The organism is Sphingobacterium faecium, from assembly GCF_003054045.1.
Classification (GTDB): domain Bacteria; phylum Bacteroidota; class Bacteroidia; order Sphingobacteriales; family Sphingobacteriaceae; genus Sphingobacterium; species Sphingobacterium faecium.
On record NZ_QBKH01000005.1, the window covers coordinates 245,847 to 266,579 of the forward strand.

A 20,733-nucleotide genomic window follows, 5' to 3' on the forward strand; every position below is an offset into this window, starting at 1 on the left:
TTGTAAGTAACAAGGGCACAAAAAAACCGCTTGGTCATCCCAAACGGTTCTATATATTTTAGAATCCTGTTCTACTTCAGTTTTTCGATCTCTTCAATGGAAAGCCCTGTACCCTTAGCAATTTGATCGACAGGTAAACCCATCTCTTTAAGCCTCAAAGCTGTCTCTATAGCTTTTTTATACTCGCCTTCAGCAAGACCTTCTGCTTTTCCTTCAGCTTTAGCTGTTATTGAAACTCTTTTAGCTGCTTTTTTAGCCTCTTTCAATTGTTTTTCTAATCCTTCAACTTGTTCCTGTTGATACATCCGCACTGCTTCGGCATCCCATTTACGTTTTAAACTAATATCATACATAGTTCGTTCCTCCTTTGTCAATTTTGCGTAGCTGGCCAACTGAAAGAACCGCTGAAATACGGTCGAATTCATAATTCGTGGCAAGGTCTTTAACGTTGACATATTCTTGAGCATAAAGAATACTTTGTCGAGTTCATCTTCAACCTCTGCTTCGCTTTTAACAAAGTTAATAATTTATCATAAATAATTTTTCTTGATGGAATGATAGATCCCTTCGGGATTCTAAATAGATAAAGCCGAAACCCTCGTAAAACTAATTGAGTTACTGTTGCATACTCAAGCAACTGTAAGGAAAGTCTCCTGCTGACCAAAAAGTATCAAAATTTTCCAGCAAAATATTTGTCCTGAATCTCTATGACACAGGCAGGTATCATGAAAATATGTACTCCGATCACCTCCTGGCATATGAAAGCCATCCATCAGTACAATGGTGTAAACCTCGGGAATGGCATACCCCCAGGCTTTCCGGTTTCCTTTGGGTGCTGTATCTGAAATCACCTTACTAGCATAATAAAGCATGCGTTGCTTGAGATTGGTCTGTGTACTGGTCTGCATCTCGATAATAATTTCCTCCCCTGTACTGAGCTGGACAACCAGATCAAAGATAACCTTACCGATCTCCTCCGTTGCTCCGATGCGCTCGGTATCTCGATAAGTAAGATCTGTGATGGTCTTACGACCACGAAAGATGATGTTTAGAAAGTTGATCAGGTTGACCTTGTCTCCAAATAAACGTTTGAATCCCTCATCGGTGGTCGGATCAATAAATACGGGTTTTGAATGGGCTAACATAATTTTTGTGGTTTGCTTAAGTCATTAATTGAAAAACCCAAATATGATAAAAACTAAAAATATTAGTCGGTTATTAACCGTTTGTAATCGACAGTAGTCGTTTGCTGTCGGCTACTGCAAATTGAGCATCCTTTCAGAAAGAACAGGAAATAGAAAAGCCACATCTCACGACGTGGCTTTGAATAAACATATAATTAAACTTAACTTACTTATACGAGTTGATGGATTGAGATACTTTCCAGTTGCCTCCCTCATTGACCAAGGTAACTAAGTCAGTCTTGGTAAACCTTTCAAATTATTGGGTCACTTTTGCAAGCATATAATCACTTGACTGCTCAACGATTGTGGTGCTTGTTTCACTTCAACTGCTCGCCTTTTTGTTTTTTCAAGAAGGAAATTACTTCTGAACGGCTGTTGGTCTTATCTTTTGATGCATGTACTTTCTGATTAAAATCTGATGTAAACAACTGCTCTACTCCTGCTGACTGTCCTTCGGTCATAACGGCTACGTAATGATCAATGGCTAGATCCGCTGTGGATAGGTTGATTACCGATTTTTTAGGGTTAAGCATTTCTAGTTATGCTCCAATCCTTATGAATGTATCGAAAAAATCACGTACATTTACCTAGTAAAGAATTAAAATCTACTAAATTTTTGGATCTTTATATAAACAGCCGTTACCTGTATTCATACCAAAACACCGTTAATGAAGGAAAAAATTAGAAATTATTGTATTCATTTTATCAAGGAAATTATTCCTGTAATCGCAGGAATTTTAATCGCACTTTTTATTGATAATTGGAATTCCGAAAGAAAGGATAAAGCATTTATTAAACAAGTATTTTCCACTGTAGCTAGTGAATTAAAGGATACTAATGAAGATATTCTGGAAAAAATACCTATCCAGGAGTCTTTAATTGATTCTTTAAACTTTTACGCTAGCAACAAAAATATTAAAGTGTCGGATGTTGTAATGAAATGTAAAGGAATTTACATTCCACAAATTAAAATCAATGCTTGGAAAACTGTATCTAATACTAAAATTGACTTAATTGATTATGAGAAGATAACGATATTGTCGAATATAGCAGAAGTTAAAGATCTATTGAATAGTAAAAGAGAGTTTTTGATGAATTTTGTTTATTTAAATAATAACCAAACAGATAAAAATGCAAAACAGACCTTTAAGCTGTTAATTTTAGATATAATTCAAATGGAAAGAACCATACAGAAATATATTGAATTTTATAAAAAACAGTAAAGCCACATCTCTCGACGTGGCTTTTACTAAACATATGAAATTTACTTAACTTACTTATACGAGTTAATAGATTGAGATACTTTCCAGTTACCACCATCATTGACTAATGTCACGAGATCAATTTTGGTAAATCCGTCAAACTGCATGGTTACTTTGGCTAGCATATAATCACTTGACTGCTCAACGATTGTAGCACTTGTTTTACAGTTCAACTGCTCGCCTTTTTGCTTTTTCAAGAATGAGATTACTTCTGAACGGTTATTGATCCTATTTGTTGAAGCATGTACTTTCTGATTAAAATCTGATGTAAACAATTGCTCTACTCCTGCTGACTGTCCTTCGGTCATCACAGCAACGTAATGATCAATGGCTAGATCTGCTGTGGATAGGTTGACAGTTGTTTTTTTAGAGTTGTGTCCTACTGGTTTGCCTGCTGCCATAGTGCATGTAGATACTGCGATCAAGGCTGCTGCTACGAATGTTTTTGCTAAAGTTTTCATAATGTCTTTGTATTATATTGTTAGTTTTTTGTTTATACATGTTTGTAATTGTTGATTCAAAAGTAGGGTGTAATTCGTCCCTACCCTATGGCAATTAGACTAAACCAACTAAAAACTCGGTGAATGGTGGAAATGGGGAGGTGAAGATAAGTTCTTTAAAGAAATGCGAAATTTGCAGATCAAAGTTGGCATGTGTGTTATGGATTTAATCTTGCGGAGGAACGATTTCAAGATAGAAAACAAGTAGCAACAAAAAAGTATATGGCGCATAATAACATAGAGAATGCCACTATTTAAGTAAACAATGGTATTCTCTATATTGAATCTGGATTATTATGTATAATGTTATTGAAATATAATCAATAATCAACTTTTTGAATTTTAATTTATTATATGGTATTTCCTATCTCATCAAAGTCGCAATACAATAAACTGAAAACATCAGCTTTCTTAAGGTTTGACAGTTGGACCGTCCACTATAAGTTGACCGTTAGGTAAAATTTTCAGTTCATCTAAGAATACTAAGCGCTGACTGCCTGTTTTAGTCGTGCGGGCATGATATACACACCATACTTTGCCTTCTTTATCTCTCAAAAGACTGTTGTGACCCGTCCCTGAAACAATACCTCCATGGGATATGTTTTTTTGTAATATAGGGTTTGTTGCAGACTTTTCGAATGGGCCAAGTGGATTTGAGGCTGTTGCATAGCCAACAGCATAATTCTCTCCTCCGAAATGATTTGCGGAGTACATCATGTAATAGAGATTGTTATGCTTAAAGAGATAGGATCCTTCTGTCCATCTTCTATTCACTTCACCTGAAGTCACAGACCTGCTCTCCCATTCAGATTGTTTATCATCCCTGGAGATAGGAGGACGTAACAATAATGTTGGCTCTCCAATTACATGCGAAAAATCTGAAGCTAGCTCTACTCCATATATCCAGCTTTCTTCTATTTCATCAAACATCCCCTGTTGCTTTGCCCAAGCTGCAATCTCCGATTGAACTGGATTTTTATAACAGCATCTGGAATAGTAAAGATACAAACGTCCATCTTCAGCAAAGTACACATTACCGTCAATAATGGGATATCCGGGGTCAAATAACGGACGACCTGTCAAATCAATAAATGGGCCTGTAGGATGGGTTGAGGTTGCGATACCAATACGATAATTTTCTAATTCATCATTCGGATTTTCTTTCCAATGTGCACTGTAAAACATATAGTACTTTCCTCCACGCTTATATACTTCTGGAGCCCAAAAATCTTTCGTCCCCCAGCTTTTATCTTGCTGAGCGGTATACACGGTCCCCCTATGCTCCCATTGTTTTAGATCCTTAGAAGAATAGGCTACAAAACCATGCTCTACTCCACCAGTACCATACATATAATAGGCATCTGTTTCTTGATCATAGAGTACAAATGGGTCACCAAAAGCAACATCGAGTGGATTATTTGATTGGGCTTTTGAGGTGGAGAAAAACAACTGCCAGCAACCCATCAATAAGAATAAACATACATTTTTAGTAATCATATTTCAATTATTTTTTAAATACAGTGCCCACCTCCGCCCAATGAACCAGATCGTTCGATCGTTAGATAGGCATCAATCGATTCCCTTTATCATCTCCCCAATCGACAATAATTCAATAGAATAAACTAAAAACTTAAAGCGCTGTTTTAATTTCACATCTGTTTACATCTGTTCACAATTTGGCTATTCATACCTACCGATAGACTATTCATCTCAGGTTCTGTAATTTACCTTTTTATTTATCAATTTTATTTTTTTTGTTTATAATTGTATTGAAGCCCAATTACAAATCTATATCACGTAAAAATGTAAATTAAACTTTACATCATATTGCCCATTTTATTCAAAATCATTCCAATTTGTATCATGTGTGAGCAAAATGATCAACAGATTCATCGGTATTTGAATTTATGGCCAATTCTTCACAAGATTTGAATTCAAAAAAATGAAAATTATGACAAGCATTCCTTATCGTTTAATATCGATTATATGTTTATTTTTTATACTATCGTTATATTGTAATGCCAATGATGATAAGTCTATTAAAATTATCGAAAACGAGCTACCTATTGCAGACCCTTACGTATTATTCCATAATGGCAAATACTATGCATATGGCACCCGCATAGATGGTTTTGAAGTTTATATTTCCGATGATCTCAAACATTGGAAGCGTAATAAAAATTTAGCACTTTCCCCTCAAGACTCTTGGGGAACACGATGGTTCTGGGCACCAGAGGTATATTACGTAACCGCTAAGAAAAAGTTTTACATGTTCTACTCCGTTGATGAACATATTTGTGTGGCTTCTTCCTCAAGCCCGGAAGGGCCTTTTATTCAAGAAGAAAAAAAGCCTATTATTGCCAAAGAAAAAGGAATTGACAGTTCTCTTTTTATCGATGATGACGGAACTCCATATTTATTTTATGTCCGATTTACGGATGGAAATGTCATTTGGATGGCTGAGATGAACAATGATTTACAAAGTATAAAAGCAGAAACGCTCACAAAATGCATGAGCGCAAGTGAACCATGGGAGAAGAAGCAAGCTACAGTCGTCGAAGGGCCGTCGATCTTAAAACGAGGCAACACGTACTATTTAATTTACTCTGCCAATCATTTTGAAAGCCAGGATTACGCCGTAGGCTATGCAACAGCCAGTTCACCCAAAGGTCCTTGGAAGAAATATAGTGGCAACCCCATCCTAAGGAGAGACCATCCCTCAGCATCGGGATTGCTCGGCACAGGTCATGGAGCTCCATTTATAAGTGCTGATGGCGGATATAAATATATATACCATGCTCATGCCAGCTCAACAAGTGTCGCTCCACGGACATCTTACATTAATGCTTTAGCAATTTCATCTGATGGCGTAATCAGCATTGTTGGAGAACCTATTAGACCGATAATTGTTAAATAAAGATGTTAAACCGTATTAATCGGGCAACACAGCTTAGGATACTAAAAAGCAAAGCCAAATCTTGCGACGTGGCTTTTACTAAACATATGATTAAACAGTAAATTACTTATACGAGTTGATGGATTGGGATACTTTCCAGTTGCCGCCATCATTGACCAAGGTGACTAAGTCGGTCTTGGTAAATCCTTCAAATTGTTGGGTCACTTTTGCAAGCATATAATCACTTGACTGCTCAACGATTGTGGTGCTTGTTTTACAGTTCAACTGCTGGCCTTTTTGTTTTTTCAAGAAGGAAATAACTTCTGGACGGCTGTTGGTCTTATCTTTTGATGCATGTACTTTTTGGTTGAAGTCGGAAGTGAACAGTTGCTCTACTCCTGCTGACTGCCCTCAGTCATAACGGCTACGTAATGATCAATGGCTAGATCTGCTGTGGATAGGTTGACAGTTGCTTTTGTAGAGTTGTCTCCTGCTGGTTTTGCTGCTGCCATAGTGCATGTAGATACTGCGATCAAGGCTGCTGCTACTAATGTTTTTGCTAAAGTGTTCATATTGTCTTTATGTTATATTGTTATTAAGTTGCATCAGCCCCACATCAACCAACTCAAACCCTGGTGCTTGCTAAAAGCAATTGTTGATTCAAAAGTAGGATGTAAATCGACCCTACCCTATGACAATTAGATTAAACCAACTAAAAACTCGGTGAATGGTGGAAATAGGTAGGTGAAGGTCACAAAAAAACCGCTTGGTCATCCAAGCGGTTCTGTATATTTTGAAAATATGTTCTACTTCAGTTTTTCGATCTCCTCGATGGCAAGACCGGTACCCTTAGCAATATCTGCTACAGGTAAACCCATTTTCTTAAATTCTAATGCAATAGCAAGCTTTTCTGCCTTAAGCTTAGCACGCTCTTCTAAACGCCCTTTCTCAATGCCTTTAGCAATACCTTGCTTCTCTGCTTTATCCAATAAATATTCTTGAGTGCCCATTATATTACTCCTTCCTAATTTGTTTTCAATTTCTGACTCAAATATAGCTAAACTACCCTGATTTTCAAAGCCTACGTAATACGTTAAAAAATTATAGAGACCCTGACGCGTACTCTTATCCATTTTGCGACTCATCATCTCATCATACAGATCATGCTTGATATCCTTCAGTCTTTCGTCACTGATATTTTTATTCTTGATAGCCAATAATGTGGTCAGTACCACAACTGCGAATGGGTTAACATCAGTACGTAATGCGACCTCATCCTGATGCAACACCTTGTAACTATTAAAACGGTAATGGAGAATGGTGCCCATGAACTCCTTAACATAAACAGATGGATGGTAACTTTGGTTATCGTCGGCAAGAATAGCAATGGCAGAGATTGGAACCTGATACTTATCGGATATTTTATAGTAATATCGAAACATGCGCTCTGCAAGATCTCCCTTGCCTCTACTGGACTGTACCTCAATATGGCACAGCACAAACTGCTCACCGCTGTCTTTCAAATAGACTTTGACCAACTTATCTACAAAACGCACTCCCTTGCCGTTGGGCTCTGGAGGAAATAAGGACTCAAACTCTTTGTCTAAATAATCAAAGGGTTTACTCAGATCAAATATACCTGCTGAATCGGCAAAGAAAAACGCTAAAAAATGCGCAAAAGTCTGCTCTAAAATAGACTTCCAGAGCAGATCATCAACGGGATTGGAAGATTTACTCATAATAAACTGTTTATAATAAGGTTACTATAGTAAAGATACAAAATAAAGAATAGTAAGACTAATATTTTTAGCAAATAAAATCTGTGAGAAAATGGGAAATTTAAAGGATAGTGAGCGCGAGCTTGTTGTGCTTCTAATCATGTTGAAGAGCGATTAAAAAATAAACAATCATCGGTACAAAACGGTATACTTAATTCAATAGAAGAATAAATAATTTACTAACATTAGGAACTCCGTTGTATAAGACTGTTAATGAATTTTAGTACAATGCAACATTTGCTTAAATATATCTTATTTTAGGTTCAAAAATCTGACTTTAGGTTGTAAATTAAAATATAATGATTGATAAATTATACCAGGATTTAAATTTGGTGCAATTCTATGACTATGATAATCCATGGTCAGAGAGTTATGATGTGATAAGTAATTTCGTAAAAATAGATGATAGCGTTTTAGATATAGGCTGCGGCACAGGTACATTAGCAAGCGAGCTTATCCATAGATGTAAAGAAATATACGCCTTGGATATATCTGTAGAGATGTTAACAATAGCGAAGGAAAAAACATCAAACGTCAATTGGATCCATGCGAGTGCTTCATCATTTTCATTTGATAAGAAGTTTGATTTCATTTTTTTATCGGGTCATAGCTTTCAGACGCTGTTAACTGAAAATGATCGTTTAAAACTCTTGAAAAATATCGAAAATCACTTAAAAGATGATGGAACTTTCGTTTTTGATAGTCGAAATCCATTAGTGCAAGAATGGACTACATGGGGAGAAAAAGAGTCGATTCGATATTTTAAGCATCCTAATTACGGAATCATAAAAGCATGGAATGATTGGGAAGCGAAAGATGAAATTATAACATACCAAACCTTTTATGAGGTTTTGCATACTGATAAAAGGTGGGTGGCTTCTTCTCAGATATCTTTCCCTATGAAAGAAGAAATCTATTCATTACTTGATCAAGCAGAATTAAGTGTTAACCATTTGTATGGGGACTGGCAATTAAATCCATATACGGACAAAAGTGATGAAATGATTTTTGTAGGTAGCAAAAGAATAATCAGTATGGAATGATATTAACGATTTAATGAAATTAACCTGTTTTATAGTGCACATACCGAAATTAAAAAAAAATGGATAAAAACCGTCCTTCGTTCATAAAGAGAATAGCAAAAATATTCTTGAAAACAATCATCGGAATTGTAGTGATAATCGCTATCCTACTCATCGCAACATTCGTGATTCATCGGATCAATTTAAGTCGAGAAGCCGATAAAATTGAAGATTATGGTCAAAAAATAAAAATTTTTGACGGTACAATGAATGTGACAATAGATGGCCACGGTGCAGATACGATTGTATTACTCTCCGGATTTGGAACGGCAAGCCCAAGATTGGATTTTGAACCATTAATCAAAGAATTAGACCAGAAATATACAGTGATCACGATTGAACCTTTTGGTTATGGATTGAGCAGTGAAACGAAGCGTGAACGCAGTTTGAATAATATGGCGGAAGAAATCCACGAAGTGGTGAAGCAATTAAATCTAAACCGTTTTATATTAATGGGGCATTCCATTGCCGGACTTTACAGCTTAGCATATATCAACAAGTATCCAGGTGAAGCAACCGCTTTTGTAGGTATTGATAGCAGTGTGCCAACACAACCGTGGCCGGGTTATAATTCGGCACCTATGGATTTTTTAGCCAAAGCAGGTGTAATGCGTGCATTTTTAAAGTTTTTTGGAGATGAAAAACCTAAAGACGAATCAGAAGCACACCGTTTTGAACAAAAACACATGATCACGATGAAAGTAACCGGAAACAATACTTTGGACAGAGAAGCAACATCATTGACTATTAGTTTTAAAGATGCTCAAAAACTAGCTTTCCCGAAGGATTTGCCAATTTTATTATTTGCAGACGAAAACTCAGCTGTCAAAGGCTGGACAGAACTGCACCAAGAGCAAGCCAACAGCGTGGATAAGGGAAAACTAATCTTATTGCCGGGTTCTCATTATCTACATCATACTCAATCGAAACGCATTGTAGCAGAGCTGGAGTCGTTTTTAGGAAAACAAAATAATTGAGCAAAATATAATTACAATTTGATGTGATAAAAAATATACGTTATGGATTTTATTAGAAAACAACTGGAACAACTTGTCAGCTTGTCTCATGAGGATTTGCTTTTCTTCTCTTCATGACTAAAAGAAATGTTTATCCTAAAAACAGATTTTATTAGAATATCGAAAAACAGAAAACTACCCTTCATCCATAGAAGAAGGAATGATCTGGAATTGCACAAAAAGAACCGCTTGGTCATCCCAAACGGTTCTGTCTATTTTATTTTGATGTTCTATTTCAGTTTTTCGATATTTTCAATGTTACTTTTTGTTCAATTTCTGTAAACGTTCTTTTGCTGACGGAATGATATCATCATCTTTTTCTTCATAATTTTCAATCACACTTTCCAACGTACTCTTCGCTTGCAAAGCATTGCCTTTACGCGCATAGCTATCAGCAAGCAATAGGAAACTCTTGGCCTCCCAGTATGCATTTTCTTCCTCACTGTTAATCACCTCAAAGGCTGTTTCAATGGCTTTGTCGTATTCCTTGTTATCATACTGCAGTTGCCCAACACGGTATCGCGCTTCTGCGCCGACCGCCTTTTGGCTCTTCAGAGCAGCCAAATTGAATTCCTTCATGGCAGACACGATGTTCTTTTGTTGTAGCAATACCCTTCCACTGTATAAATGAGCTTTAGCAATTTCCTCCTGCGATGCGCCATCGTAATCCTTTATCAACTTCGCATACTTGGCCATCTGCTCCATATCACCGAGTTCGAAATAACAAATCATCAGGTTACTTACTGCGTAACCATAGTTCTTTTTATACTCTGAATTGAGCTCCAATTTTTTGAGGTGCACAATTGCCTCGTTGTATTCTTTTAGATCTAGATATAGCGCAGCCACTGTCAGCAAAGTGTTTTCTGTATACTTGCTTGTCCAGTCGTTTAGGATGATATTCAGATCGTGCAGTGCTTCCTTTGAATGCCCAGTGCGGTACGAACTCACCCCGCGGATATAACGGGCATATTTTTCTTGTTTGGGTTTAGGAAATTTATCAAAATACGCATTGATGGCTTCCACCGAAGCTGCGTATTGCTGCTTGGCAAACAGGGATTGGGCTGCTTGAAAAGCCATATTATCTTGCTCCGCAGGACTCAGATTACTGACATTGGTGCCGATTGCGTAATGAATATAGCTCGTAGCATCCCCTTGGTCGAGGTAGATGTTTTCAATAAAACGCATCGCTTGCTGTGCCTCATTGCTTTTGGAATATTTCTCCACAACACTTTTAAAAGTGGCTTTCGCCGCTTCGGAATCATCTTTATTATACTGCACGAGCCCTATGGTCATCAACGCACGGGGCACATAGCTGCTGCGCGGGTACTTTTCGATCATCCGTTGCAAACCATCGATAGCGCGATCATAATCTCCCGTAGTGAAATAGGTATAGGGGATCTCAAAAGCGGCGTCATCTGCATAGTTCGAAGCAGGAAATTGCTTCAAAACAGACTGCAGGATCTTTAGCTTGGTTTCATAGTCTCCCTGCAATCCAAAGATAACACCTCGTTGGAACAATGCATAGTCCTGGTTGGAAGTTTTGCTGTTGATAAGCTTATCATAATATTGGTTGGCACGGTCGTAATTGCGCATGGACAAATACGAATCGCCCAAACGTGCGATTACGTCATGACGTATATTTTCATCTAGCGAACTTCCTTCGACAGCTAAAAAGCGTTCAAAATAATCGGCCGATATACGAAAACTGTTACTTCTGAACGCTGCATAAGCCAGTCCATAATTTGCATAATTATATACGTCGGTGCTTTTTGCAATGGGCAACCGTAGGAATCGGGAGAAGTTTTCTACCGCCTCCCCGTATTTGCGCACTTCATACATCGCTTCCGCTTTCCAATACGTAGCTAGCGCAGCCATTTTGGCATCGATCGGAAATTTTTCCGATCTCATGAATATCGATATGCTATTTTCGAAAGCGCGTTCGTTATAAAACTCCAATCCGCGATAGTACGTTGCTTTTTGATAGGTAGCATCGACTTCCGGCCCTCTATCTTTCAACGATTCCAGCAGACTTACTCCAGTATGGAAGTTACTCGTCCCCAATAAGATTTGAGCGGATAGTATTTCCGCACTTTCTTGTGCTTGAGCGCCTGGTTCACGACCTCCATATTGTTGAACTATATATTTTTCTAGAACTTTCTGAGCGGCTTGGGTGGAGTCCATTGCATACAAGATTTTGGCATAGTTAAATTGCGCATCTGCTTTCAGTTGGGGATCAAAATCTAGCTTCATCGCTTTGACAAATGCATTTCGTGCGCGTTGCTTATCGCCGGTTTCCAGTGCAATATGACCTAAAGTTATGATCGAACCCTGATAAAAGGCATCCGAAGCTTCCAGCGACTCCAAAATAGAGGCCGCTCTTGGATATTCACGTGCTTGGTAAGCCAGATAGCTGATACGGTAACTGTCAATATTGCTCCGTAAAGCGTTTGGATGCTGTTTAAGCAATATCGTGTAATAAGCTTGTTTGAATGTCTTATTTGCAAAATAGGTAGCTGTGGCTATTTGGCGTAGCTCCGTCTCAATCGCTTCCCGATTGATATGGCTCATATCTGGGCTCCTGCGAACCTTCACGGCATCGGCCAGCACAGGTCGGTAGTCGCGTACGACATCAATGGAATCCATCGTCTTAATTTGATGTTCATCCACTTGTTGCTTTTCTTTCTGCTGTTTCTCCACTTGCTGCCCATATCCCGTAACCATCAAAGTTGAAATCACTGCGGTAAATAGGTATTTCAGGTAGTTGTGGTCAATTCTTTTTATCCATATCATTGTTCTTCCGTATTTCTGGGTTTTTCTAAATGTCCTTTGCCGATGAAGCAATATTGTCATCATCCTTTAGCTAGTAGGGTCAAAACTAAATAATTCTAACAATATTGTATAAACAGTCATTAAAAAATTGGCCCCTAAAAGGCAATTTATAAGTCATATCAATCTTATTGTTGAGATCTCCTATTTATTTGCTTGCTATCAGCAACTGAATTGAAACAATTTTAGAGCCAAGAAGAAAAGTAGAAGTGAAATGATCAATTTTATAGCAAAAAGCACAAAAGCTAATTTTAATAGTTGGACACATTTCAGAAATCCTAAATTAGTGTAGAAGTACTTTTGTTACAAAATGATAGAGATCATTTTATAGTTTGGCTACCATAATGAATCACTACAAAAGTTTACAGGATTAGATAAAATGATCCTAAAAGAATATTTGGATACCGATCATTTATTGTAGACTCCTGACATAGGGCTGTCACTTTTCACGTTTAAATTTGCTTTGTTAATTAATTTTTAAAAGATCTAAAAATGCCAAACGTAATGGATACAGGATCTAATGCAATAGAATACTACAAAATGCTCAACAGAGAGGTAGAAACATATTGTCCTCAAAGCAGAACGGGTTGGAGACAATGGTTGGAAAAAAACCATCAGTCCAAACAATCTGTTTGGCTTGTTTATTACACAAAAAAGTCTCATATTCCTTCCATAAGTTGGAGTGAAGCTGTTGATGAAGCACTGTGCTTTGGTTGGATTGACAGCACAAAAAAAACGATAGACGATTGCTCGTATATGCAGTTTTTTGCCAAACGTAAATCTAAAAGCCACTGGTCAAAAATCAACAAAGAAAAAGTTCAACAACTTATTGCAAATGGACTCATGACTCAAGCAGGTTTTGATAGTATTGAAACCGCTAAACATAATGGTTCTTGGAATATGTTAGATGAATTGGAAGAACTGATCATCCCGAAAGATCTAGAGATAGCATTTAAAAAACACAATGGGTCAAAAGAATATTTCATCAGCTTGAGCAGATCGGCAAGAAAAATAATATTAGGGTGGATCTTGTTTGCCAAACGTCAAGAAACCCGAAAAAAACGCATTGACGAAGTTGTAAAAAGTGCAGAGCAGAATCTTAAACCCAAACACTTGCGATAGAATACAACAGATATACTTGACTCAGTTTGATTAGGGAATGTACCAAAAACTGTGTCGAAGGAGATGTCCAACAGTGATGATATACCGTTAAAATAAAAAAAAGATGCTTTCTGACCATGGAAAGCATCTTTTTTTTATTTTAAAACATCTTTGGAACTAATATTTTAATTTGGAGATAGAAGTTACATCCTGTATTCCTGTAAACTTGATACCTCTTGTAGCTGTTGCTTTTTCGGTATCAATGGTATAAGAATATAATACTTGGTTATCGTCTTTTAAGACATAATATGCTGTTTTTCCATCTTCTTCAATAAAAGTCTTATTCTCGTAGGGCATTTGAGCATGATTGGGAATTCCGGTAACATTGGTCACAGATTTATTGATAACATCTACTATGGCCAAGTTGACAATACCTCCACTTACCCCGCCAGTCACTTCAGTCTGGTAGAAGGTCATCAGAAACTTTCCATTTTTGATATGTGTGCCACGGGCAATTTTCTTACCTGTTTTTGCTTGTACGTCGAAGTAGTAATTTGGATCAACTTGATCTGTTGTAGCATTTATCTTGATAATGGCCGATGGTTTGGTGGAAGGTTTACCTGTTATTCCTGCCGAAGTAGACCATGCATATACATCACCATTTTCGATTTGTTGCACACCTTGCATACCAAACCAGTTTCCGATTGGACCCATTCTGCCATCGCGGATTACTTTTTGGTAAGCCATATCCCCTTTATTAAATACTGCGATCCAGGTACTGTCCACATATTTAGTTACTTGACCTGTTACTCCTGGTGAACAATTAAAAGGCATATAGATCTTTTCGTTTACTTCAAATAGTCCGTTGAAATTTGCCATCTCTCCGTTTCCTGTTATTTTGGCCAGATTAACAGAATTTCTACCGGCAAGCATTAACTTTTTTGCATCAAATTTATAAAGTGTCGCAACTGGATTTTCTAAAGACCTTGCAACAGAAATACCGACATAGGCATCTTCACCAATTTTGGTATAAGCTCCTGTAAATTCGGTATTGACCTGATTACCATATTTCCGAAGTACACCAGTTTCATCAAGTTTATAGGGTTGCGTAGGCCCTTGGTCTGCATAGGTGATACCAAATAGCGTGTTGTTTTGTGCAAGAAATGAATAAGCATTTGTTTCTACCCCATTGTTCTTGACACTGATCTCTCCACTTTTGATATCATCAGCACTGATGATGTAACGCGATGCCTCTCCACCAGAACCATCTGAAAATACGACAAAAACATATTTAGATTTACCTGTATCTGTACCATTACCTAAATCGATTGTACCTGAATCTTTGCTTTTACTGCATGAACCCAGTAACATCATCGCTGCTCCTAGAGCTGCAATGGAGGTGTGTAAAGTTATTTTCATATATTTTATTTTAAGTTGTTAAGGACATATCTGAATTTGATGTTAAAGTTTCTACTGGGTTTCTGCAGCATATAATTATCGTACAGGGTCGCATCGGTGAGATTACGCACATCAAGTCCAATGTTATAGCGCCCATTCTGGAACGAATACGTTATATTAACATCTTGGGATACTTGGGTAGGTATCACTTCCTTGTCTGCGGCACCAGCGGAAGGCCATCTCAGATAAAATGACTTCACGTAAAATAAGCTATAACCCAAGCTTAGTGCCGACTGTTTGATAAAAAGATCCTTGATCATGTAGGAGATTTCCGCTGAACCATACAGATAAGGAATATTGGGAATACGGTCCTTATAAAAGACACTGATTTCCTCTTTACCAGGTTCACGTTTAGTTGCATTGCGCAGATTTTGATAGGTGAAATTCCCACCAATAAAAAGCTTTTTATCGAAAGAATAGCGAAGGTCAAAGTCAAATCCTAAATTGTTGACATCACGGATATTTTCGGATATCTGACGCATTATTCCATTGAAATCGGTGTTGCTATTGGAAAGACGGATAAAGTCCATTGCTTTTCTATAGATCAAACCACCATTAAGGTTAAAGGCATTTTTTTCGTGCAGCGTAAACAGATAGTTAATGCCTAGATTGATGTTGTGAGAACTTTCCGGTTTCAAATTTTGATTTCCTTCCAAAGCGTCTACGTTGCCAAAAAGTTCGTTGAGCTCGGGTATGCGATAAGCCTTTTCGTATGATAGCTTCAGTTGCATATTGGGCTTCAGATAATAGGAAGTCGCCATGCCATAGCCAAAAAGATTTCTGGTAGCATCTAATGGCAAGTACTCCCCTGGTGTAGGCGACTGATAGCCTTTTACTTTCTGATAAAAGTATTTGACAAAAATACTGTAATCCAGTTTGTCTACAGCATTATTGTAGAAGCCTAAAGAAGCAATATTATTATTGGTAATTGAAGATTGATCGTATATCGGATTGTCGGGATCTAATTCGCTTTTTGTTTTTCTATTTGCTGTCTTGAGCGTATTGTTGAAAAAGAGGTGATTATGCTCATTGAGTGTATATTTCAGATTGAGTGCAGCATTGCCTCTATTGTTTTTGTATTTGTCAAACTGTCGACTTCGTTCACCACCTACATCTTCAGGTTTGGCTTTGTATTCCCAGCTTCCATCCCAAAAATACCTTTTGAAAACTGTATCTACCACGGTTTCTTCCCCAAAGTCATAGTTAGCTCTTAATGATACATCCAATCCTGATATCAGAAAATTATTCTTTCTATATTGAATGGTTGGTTGGAGCAGATTTCCCCTCTTGAATCTTTCACCGTAAACTTCATACATGCGATTTCCAGTTTGAATATCAGCCCTATTATCTCCAATATTAATACCGAACAATAATTGATCTGCCCAGGATTTATTGGACCAGCCCATGTTGAAGTTGACCATCTTATTTTTGTAATTATCATGAAATCGACGTACTCGTGTCGGAATGTATTTTCCTGTGGATTTGTCAACCAGATCGACGTTTACCCAGTAATTATTGTCTGAATAATTTTGATAAGCATTTAGCTCCATGGTAAATCCATTGTCACCGATATAACCAGCATTGACAGTAGCACGGTGTGTGTTGAATGAACCATAGGAGTACGATACATCTAGATATTTTCCCGGATTGGTGGCTTTCACTAAGTTAATAGCTCCGCCAATAGCATCCCCACCAAGCCAGACAGGGACAACACCTTTATAGACCTCAATGGCACTCACATAGTTGATCGGAATGTTATTCAACTGGAAAGATGAACCCTCATTGTCCAAGGGCAACCCATCCATGAATAGTTTAACTTGATTGCCTGTAAATCCATTGAGAGAAATCGACATTTGCGATCCTAGACCACCAGCTTCCTTAAGCTTGACTCCTGATATACGATTAAGCGCCTGGCCTACATCAGTCGATGAATTGTGAAGCTTCTTAGCATCGATAGCGGTCACATTGTAAGCTTGTTTATTCGTCTGATCTACTTTGGAAAGACCAAGTATATCAACTGCATCTAAGATTTTTCCTTCGTCATCCATCGTGAATATGGTCGGATTGGCGCGCTCCGCGAGTGAGATTACCTGTTTGATTTTTTTCTTTCCGACTTGGGTAATCTCGATGGTTACTTCTTTTCCCTGTAAATTGTCAATAGTAAATTTACCTTCATTATCAGCGACTACGGTCTGCTTGCTAACCCGAATAGTCGCTCCACTGACTGCTTGCCCATGGCCATCGCGCACATAACCACTAAATTCTACACCCTTATTTTGCCCATATGCCTGTAGACTGAGTATGGAAAAGATGGCAGATAAACATATTAATTTGGTGAAGGAGGTTGTTTTATAATTCATTTTGGTTGATATAATATTTGGTAAGATGACTAGTTGCAACGGTTGTGGGGCTCCATTAAATAATGAATAACTTGTACTGCGTTTATTTCATAATTGTGCATTGTTGAATACGGTAAGATCGGATAATATAGATCGTATTTTTTCATTTGAAATACTTATGCTTATTTAGATTAATTATAAACAAAGCAAATGTAAAAAGAAATTCCTATTCTACAAGCTATTTTTAAAAATTATTAAGAACCATTATAAATAGAATTTATCGCCCTATTTATTAGATACATATAATTACATTAATAGGTATATTATCTATTTAAATGAGCTTAATTTTGATTTATATGGGATAAATCGTAAGGGAAAGAAATAGATTATATATACATATGGCGCCATGTTTTTAGCCGTATCTGTGTCTACAAGCAGCAGAACGTTGTGGTTAATTTTAAGTAATAAGTCCTACCCTTTTCAAATTTACATGGCAACACTACCTATCTTACCCTTTATATTTATTTGACATATCAAATAAATAATTATATTTGTTTGATATGTCAAATAAATATGAAATTCGAAACCCCAACTAGTACCGTTCTCTACTCTATTGAAGAAACGATAAAAGCTTATCGTAGATTATGTCAACAAAATATATCGAGCATAGTGCCCACGATTACTGTGGACCAAGCTTTGATTTTAATTATCATTGACAGAGAGGACAAAAGTCAATCTGAAATAGCCGATTTAGTTTTTAAGGATTATGCATCAATGACCCGAATAATCAAATTGATGATAAACAAAAACTATCTCACAAAAACTATTGACGATGCTGACAAACGAAAATCGGAATTAAAAATCACAGCAAGTGGTAAAGAAATCATTGAAAAACTAAACCCTGTCATCAAGAAAAATAGAGAGACTGCATTAAACTCATTATCGGAACAAGAATTAAAACAATTATTTGAAATATTGAATAAAATTACCCAAAACTGTAAATCAAATAGTAAATGAAAAAATGTATCCAACTACTAGTGGTCACCATTATATTTTCTTGCACAAATAATAAAACCGTTTTTTCTCAAGATACTAAAGCAAGAGAAATCGTTACCTATCTGGATTCTTTAGAAGGTTTTAGCGGTGCCGTTCTAATAGCTAAAAATGATCGTATTTTATTGCAGAAATCTTATGGATTTGCTCATTTGGGCCACAAAGTCAAAAATAATATAGACACAAAGTTTTCTTATGCTTCCATTCGAAAATCATTCACAGCAGTTGCTATATTTCAATTGATCCAAGATGGAAAATTATCTTTAGATGATCCTATTGGAAAATTTCTTCCAAATTACCCAAATAAAATAGCAAGAGATTCCATCACAGTTAGATTATTACTCATGCATAGAAGTGGGCTGACTGATTATTTTTATTCCGATAAGTTTTTGAATACTTCTAAAGAAAAATTTAGAACAATAGAAAGCCTTAGCAATTTATATGAAGATGAACCGTTGGAATTTAAACCTAATGAAGAATTCTCTTACAGGAATACAAACTATATCGTGCTTGGTAGAATTATAGAAACGGTGAGTAAAATACCTTATGAAGACTATATAAAAAAGCATATTTTCTCTAAAGCAGAGATGCAAAATACGGGCAATTTTGATGTTGACCATATTATAGAAAATGAAGCTGAAAACTATACACTATCAGATGTTTATCCCAATCAATTACAAAAAACATTTTTTATGAGTGCTGTCAAGGGAAGTTCTGCGGGAGGTGGCTATACCACGGTACATGATTTGTATAAATTTGCATTGGCATTTAAAAATAATAAGCTCCTAAATAAAGAGTATACAAATTTTATGAAAAAGGAACCTGAAAATGGTTCTTATGGATACGGAATACAGTTTGCAGGAGCAAAAGGATCTGGAATATATGGACACAGTGGCGGACATTTTGGTGTTGGTGCTGAATGGCGGATATTTGAGAAACAAAATTATACGGTAATTCTATTAACTAATAAAGACCTGGAGCAAGGATTTTTAGATGCTCGTTTTTTTATTGAAAAAACAATTGCAGGTCCAACATCAAAGCTGGATACTTATTTTTATACAAAAAAAGTAATCAACACCTGTTTGAATAAGGGTATTGAGGAAGCTAAAATAGTGATAAAAGAATCAAAATTAGAACTATCTGAAGTCGACCTGAATGCCAAAGGGTATGAGATGATTAAAAGAGGCTTTTATAAAAAAGCCATAGATTTATTCTCTCTAGAAATTATATCTTTTCCAAAATCATATGAAGCTTACGACTCTTTAGGTGAAGCTTATATGATGGACGGTCATCTTAAAAAAGCCATTGAAAATTATAAAAAAAGTTTAGAATTAAACACAGAAAACACTAATGCAAAGGAAAAGTTAAAAGAATTGCTAAAATAAAATCCTAAATATAATTTATATGGTGATCGCGTGCTGCTGTCTAGCGTGTCTGAGTATAATTACAAACAAAGCCACATCTTACGAAGTGGCCTTTACTAAACATATGATTAAACAGTAAATTACTTGTACGAGTTGATGGATTGAGATACCTTCCAGTTGCCTCCATCATTGACCAATGTCACCAGATCTATTTTGGTAAATCCATCAAACTGCATCGTTACTTTGGCTAGCATATAATCACTGGACTGCTCAACGATTGTGGTACTTGTTTTACAGTTCAACTGCTCGCCTTTTTGCTTTTTCAGTAATGAAATAACTTCTGAACGGCTGTTGGTCTTATCGTTTGATGCATGTATTTTTTGACTGAAGTCGGATGTAAAAAGTTGCTCTACTCCTGCTGTCTGCCCTTCGGTCATAACGGATATGTAATGGTCAATGGCTAGATCTGCTGTGGATAGGTTGACAGTTGCTTTTTTAGAGTTGTCTCCTGCTGGTTTTGCTGCTGCCATAGCGAAAGTAGATACTGCGATCAAGGCTGCTGCTGCGAATGTTTTTGCTAAAGTTTTCATGATGTCTTTATATTATATTGTTAGTTTTTGTTTCTATTTGTAAGTTGCATCAGCCCCACATCCACCAACTCAAACCCTGATGCCTGCTTTGCAGTTCTATTTGTTTGTTGATTCAAAAGTAGGGTGTAAATCATTCCTACTCTATGGCAATTAGACTAAACCAACTAAAAACTCGGTGAATGGTGGAAATGGATAGGTGAATCATTTTTTAACTTTTTTGATTTTAGTTTAGTAAGTGTTGAGATGGATTGGTTAAACTTTTTTGTACATTAGATTCACAAGCA

17 protein-coding genes and 1 pseudogene are annotated in these 20,733 nt (G+C 36.8%); 7 read left to right on the top strand and 11 right to left on the bottom strand.

Going from position 1 to position 20,733, the window contains the following annotated elements:
* Positions 1-71 precede the first annotated feature (71 nt).
* Both C8N37_RS23110 and C8N37_RS15210 read right to left on the bottom strand, forming a co-directional pair.
* A pseudogene (locus C8N37_RS23110) lies at positions 72-1,145 on the bottom strand (PD-(D/E)XK nuclease family transposase).
* A 356-nt stretch (positions 1,146-1,501) separates the two neighbouring features.
* Positions 1,502-1,717: a hypothetical protein gene (locus C8N37_RS15210; protein WP_108159687.1), complete on the bottom strand. Its 216-nt coding sequence runs from the start codon at positions 1,715-1,717 to the stop codon at positions 1,502-1,504.
* 135 nt (positions 1,718-1,852) lie between these two features.
* Here C8N37_RS15210 and C8N37_RS15215 point away from each other — a divergent pair, with 135 nt between their 5' ends.
* The gene (locus C8N37_RS15215; protein WP_108159688.1) at positions 1,853-2,407 is read left to right on the top strand and encodes a hypothetical protein; all 555 of its coding nucleotides are present in this window, start codon (positions 1,853-1,855) and stop codon (positions 2,405-2,407) included.
* A 50-nt stretch (positions 2,408-2,457) separates the two neighbouring features.
* On the opposite strand, the gene C8N37_RS15220 is transcribed toward C8N37_RS15215, so the two are convergent.
* Both C8N37_RS15220 and C8N37_RS15225 read right to left on the bottom strand, forming a co-directional pair.
* Positions 2,458-2,907 carry a nuclear transport factor 2 family protein gene (locus tag C8N37_RS15220; protein ID WP_108159689.1) on the bottom strand — a complete coding sequence of 150 codons (450 nt, stop codon included), beginning with the start codon at positions 2,905-2,907 and terminating at the stop codon, positions 2,458-2,460.
* Positions 2,908-3,357: 450 nt separating this feature from the next.
* On the bottom strand, positions 3,358-4,443 hold the full coding sequence (locus tag C8N37_RS15225) for a glycoside hydrolase family 43 protein (RefSeq protein ID WP_108159690.1): 1,086 nt from the start codon (positions 4,441-4,443) through the stop codon (positions 3,358-3,360).
* A 445-nt stretch (positions 4,444-4,888) separates the two neighbouring features.
* Between C8N37_RS15225 and C8N37_RS15230 the strand changes: the two genes are divergently transcribed.
* Positions 4,889-5,863 (top strand): glycoside hydrolase family 43 protein, encoded by a 975-nt coding sequence (locus C8N37_RS15230; RefSeq protein WP_108159691.1) that lies wholly within the window; start codon positions 4,889-4,891, stop codon positions 5,861-5,863.
* 102 nt (positions 5,864-5,965) lie between these two features.
* Here C8N37_RS15230 and C8N37_RS22675 read toward each other — a convergent pair whose 3' ends face one another.
* From C8N37_RS22675 to C8N37_RS15240, 3 genes are all read right to left on the bottom strand, one after another.
* Positions 5,966-6,151 (bottom strand): hypothetical protein, encoded by a 186-nt coding sequence (locus tag C8N37_RS22675; RefSeq protein ID WP_146171083.1) that lies wholly within the window; start codon positions 6,149-6,151, stop codon positions 5,966-5,968.
* Between the two features lie 83 nt (positions 6,152-6,234).
* Positions 6,235-6,414, bottom strand: coding sequence for a hypothetical protein (locus C8N37_RS15235; RefSeq protein ID WP_108159692.1), 180 nt, complete (start codon positions 6,412-6,414; stop codon positions 6,235-6,237).
* Positions 6,415-6,648: 234 nt separating this feature from the next.
* Positions 6,649-7,581, bottom strand: a complete 933-nt coding sequence (locus C8N37_RS15240) for an RpnC/YadD family protein (RefSeq protein WP_108159693.1) — start codon at positions 7,579-7,581, stop codon at positions 6,649-6,651.
* 338 nt (positions 7,582-7,919) lie between these two features.
* Between C8N37_RS15240 and C8N37_RS15245 the strand changes: the two genes are divergently transcribed.
* Complete coding sequence (locus C8N37_RS15245) at positions 7,920-8,663, top strand: class I SAM-dependent methyltransferase (RefSeq protein WP_108159694.1); 744 nt, start codon at positions 7,920-7,922, stop codon at positions 8,661-8,663.
* A gap of 59 nt (positions 8,664-8,722) precedes the next feature.
* Complete coding sequence (locus C8N37_RS15250) at positions 8,723-9,679, top strand: alpha/beta fold hydrolase (RefSeq protein ID WP_108159695.1); 957 nt, start codon at positions 8,723-8,725, stop codon at positions 9,677-9,679.
* 297 nt (positions 9,680-9,976) lie between these two features.
* On the opposite strand, the gene C8N37_RS15255 is transcribed toward C8N37_RS15250, so the two are convergent.
* Positions 9,977-12,508: a tetratricopeptide repeat protein gene (locus tag C8N37_RS15255; protein WP_108159696.1), complete on the bottom strand. Its 2,532-nt coding sequence runs from the start codon at positions 12,506-12,508 to the stop codon at positions 9,977-9,979.
* Positions 12,509-13,036: 528 nt separating this feature from the next.
* Between C8N37_RS15255 and C8N37_RS15260 the strand changes: the two genes are divergently transcribed.
* Entirely contained in the window at positions 13,037-13,666 is a 630-nt protein-coding gene (locus C8N37_RS15260) for a YdeI/OmpD-associated family protein (protein WP_244914440.1), read from the top strand.
* A gap of 156 nt (positions 13,667-13,822) precedes the next feature.
* On the opposite strand, the gene C8N37_RS15265 is transcribed toward C8N37_RS15260, so the two are convergent.
* The gene (locus tag C8N37_RS15265) at positions 13,823-15,064 is read right to left on the bottom strand and encodes a DUF4374 domain-containing protein (RefSeq protein ID WP_108159697.1); all 1,242 of its coding nucleotides are present in this window, start codon (positions 15,062-15,064) and stop codon (positions 13,823-13,825) included.
* Positions 15,065-15,069: 5 nt separating this feature from the next.
* The gene (locus tag C8N37_RS15270; protein WP_108159698.1) at positions 15,070-17,463 is read right to left on the bottom strand and encodes a TonB-dependent receptor domain-containing protein; all 2,394 of its coding nucleotides are present in this window, start codon (positions 17,461-17,463) and stop codon (positions 15,070-15,072) included.
* A gap of 552 nt (positions 17,464-18,015) precedes the next feature.
* On the opposite strand from C8N37_RS15270, the gene C8N37_RS15275 reads away from it, so the two are divergent.
* Both C8N37_RS15275 and C8N37_RS15280 read left to right on the top strand, forming a co-directional pair.
* On the top strand, positions 18,016-18,459 hold the full coding sequence (locus C8N37_RS15275; protein ID WP_108159699.1) for a MarR family winged helix-turn-helix transcriptional regulator: 444 nt from the start codon (positions 18,016-18,018) through the stop codon (positions 18,457-18,459).
* Positions 18,456-19,880 carry a serine hydrolase gene (locus C8N37_RS15280; protein WP_108159700.1) on the top strand — a complete coding sequence of 475 codons (1,425 nt, stop codon included), beginning with the start codon at positions 18,456-18,458 and terminating at the stop codon, positions 19,878-19,880. The genes C8N37_RS15275 and C8N37_RS15280 overlap by 4 nt, the downstream gene beginning before the upstream one ends.
* A 119-nt stretch (positions 19,881-19,999) precedes the next feature.
* On the opposite strand, the gene C8N37_RS15285 is transcribed toward C8N37_RS15280, so the two are convergent.
* Positions 20,000-20,449 carry a nuclear transport factor 2 family protein gene (locus tag C8N37_RS15285; protein ID WP_108159701.1) on the bottom strand — a complete coding sequence of 150 codons (450 nt, stop codon included), beginning with the start codon at positions 20,447-20,449 and terminating at the stop codon, positions 20,000-20,002.
* Between the last annotated feature and the right edge of the window lie 284 nt (positions 20,450-20,733).

What these genes read in the sequence shown, in the direction of transcription:
- C8N37_RS15235 (WP_108159692.1), bottom strand. Translation starts at nt 6,414, where the DNA reads ATGAACACTTTAGCAAAAACATTAGTAGCAGCAGCCTTGATCGCAGTA.
- C8N37_RS15280 (WP_108159700.1), top strand. Translation starts at nt 18,456, where the DNA reads ATGAAAAAATGTATCCAACTACTAGTGGTCACCATTATATTTTCTTGC.
- C8N37_RS15250 (WP_108159695.1), top strand. Translation starts at nt 8,723, where the DNA reads ATGGATAAAAACCGTCCTTCGTTCATAAAGAGAATAGCAAAAATATTC.
- C8N37_RS15275 (WP_108159699.1), top strand. Translation starts at nt 18,016, where the DNA reads ATGAAATTCGAAACCCCAACTAGTACCGTTCTCTACTCTATTGAAGAA.
- C8N37_RS15270 (WP_108159698.1), bottom strand. Translation starts at nt 17,463, where the DNA reads ATGAATTATAAAACAACCTCCTTCACCAAATTAATATGTTTATCTGCC.
- C8N37_RS15240 (WP_108159693.1), bottom strand. Translation starts at nt 7,581, where the DNA reads ATGAGTAAATCTTCCAATCCCGTTGATGATCTGCTCTGGAAGTCTATT.
- C8N37_RS15220 (WP_108159689.1), bottom strand. Translation starts at nt 2,907, where the DNA reads ATGAAAACTTTAGCAAAAACATTCGTAGCAGCAGCCTTGATCGCAGTA.
- C8N37_RS15230 (WP_108159691.1), top strand. Translation starts at nt 4,889, where the DNA reads ATGAAAATTATGACAAGCATTCCTTATCGTTTAATATCGATTATATGT.
- C8N37_RS15215 (WP_108159688.1), top strand. Translation starts at nt 1,853, where the DNA reads ATGAAGGAAAAAATTAGAAATTATTGTATTCATTTTATCAAGGAAATT.
- C8N37_RS15255 (WP_108159696.1), bottom strand. Translation starts at nt 12,508, where the DNA reads ATGATATGGATAAAAAGAATTGACCACAACTACCTGAAATACCTATTT.
- C8N37_RS15245 (WP_108159694.1), top strand. Translation starts at nt 7,920, where the DNA reads ATGATTGATAAATTATACCAGGATTTAAATTTGGTGCAATTCTATGAC.
- C8N37_RS15285 (WP_108159701.1), bottom strand. Translation starts at nt 20,449, where the DNA reads ATGAAAACTTTAGCAAAAACATTCGCAGCAGCAGCCTTGATCGCAGTA.
- C8N37_RS15265 (WP_108159697.1), bottom strand. Translation starts at nt 15,064, where the DNA reads ATGAAAATAACTTTACACACCTCCATTGCAGCTCTAGGAGCAGCGATG.
- C8N37_RS15225 (WP_108159690.1), bottom strand. Translation starts at nt 4,443, where the DNA reads ATGATTACTAAAAATGTATGTTTATTCTTATTGATGGGTTGCTGGCAG.
- C8N37_RS15260 (WP_244914440.1), top strand. Translation starts at nt 13,037, where the DNA reads ATGCCAAACGTAATGGATACAGGATCTAATGCAATAGAATACTACAAA.
- C8N37_RS15210 (WP_108159687.1), bottom strand. Translation starts at nt 1,717, where the DNA reads ATGCTTAACCCTAAAAAATCGGTAATCAACCTATCCACAGCGGATCTA.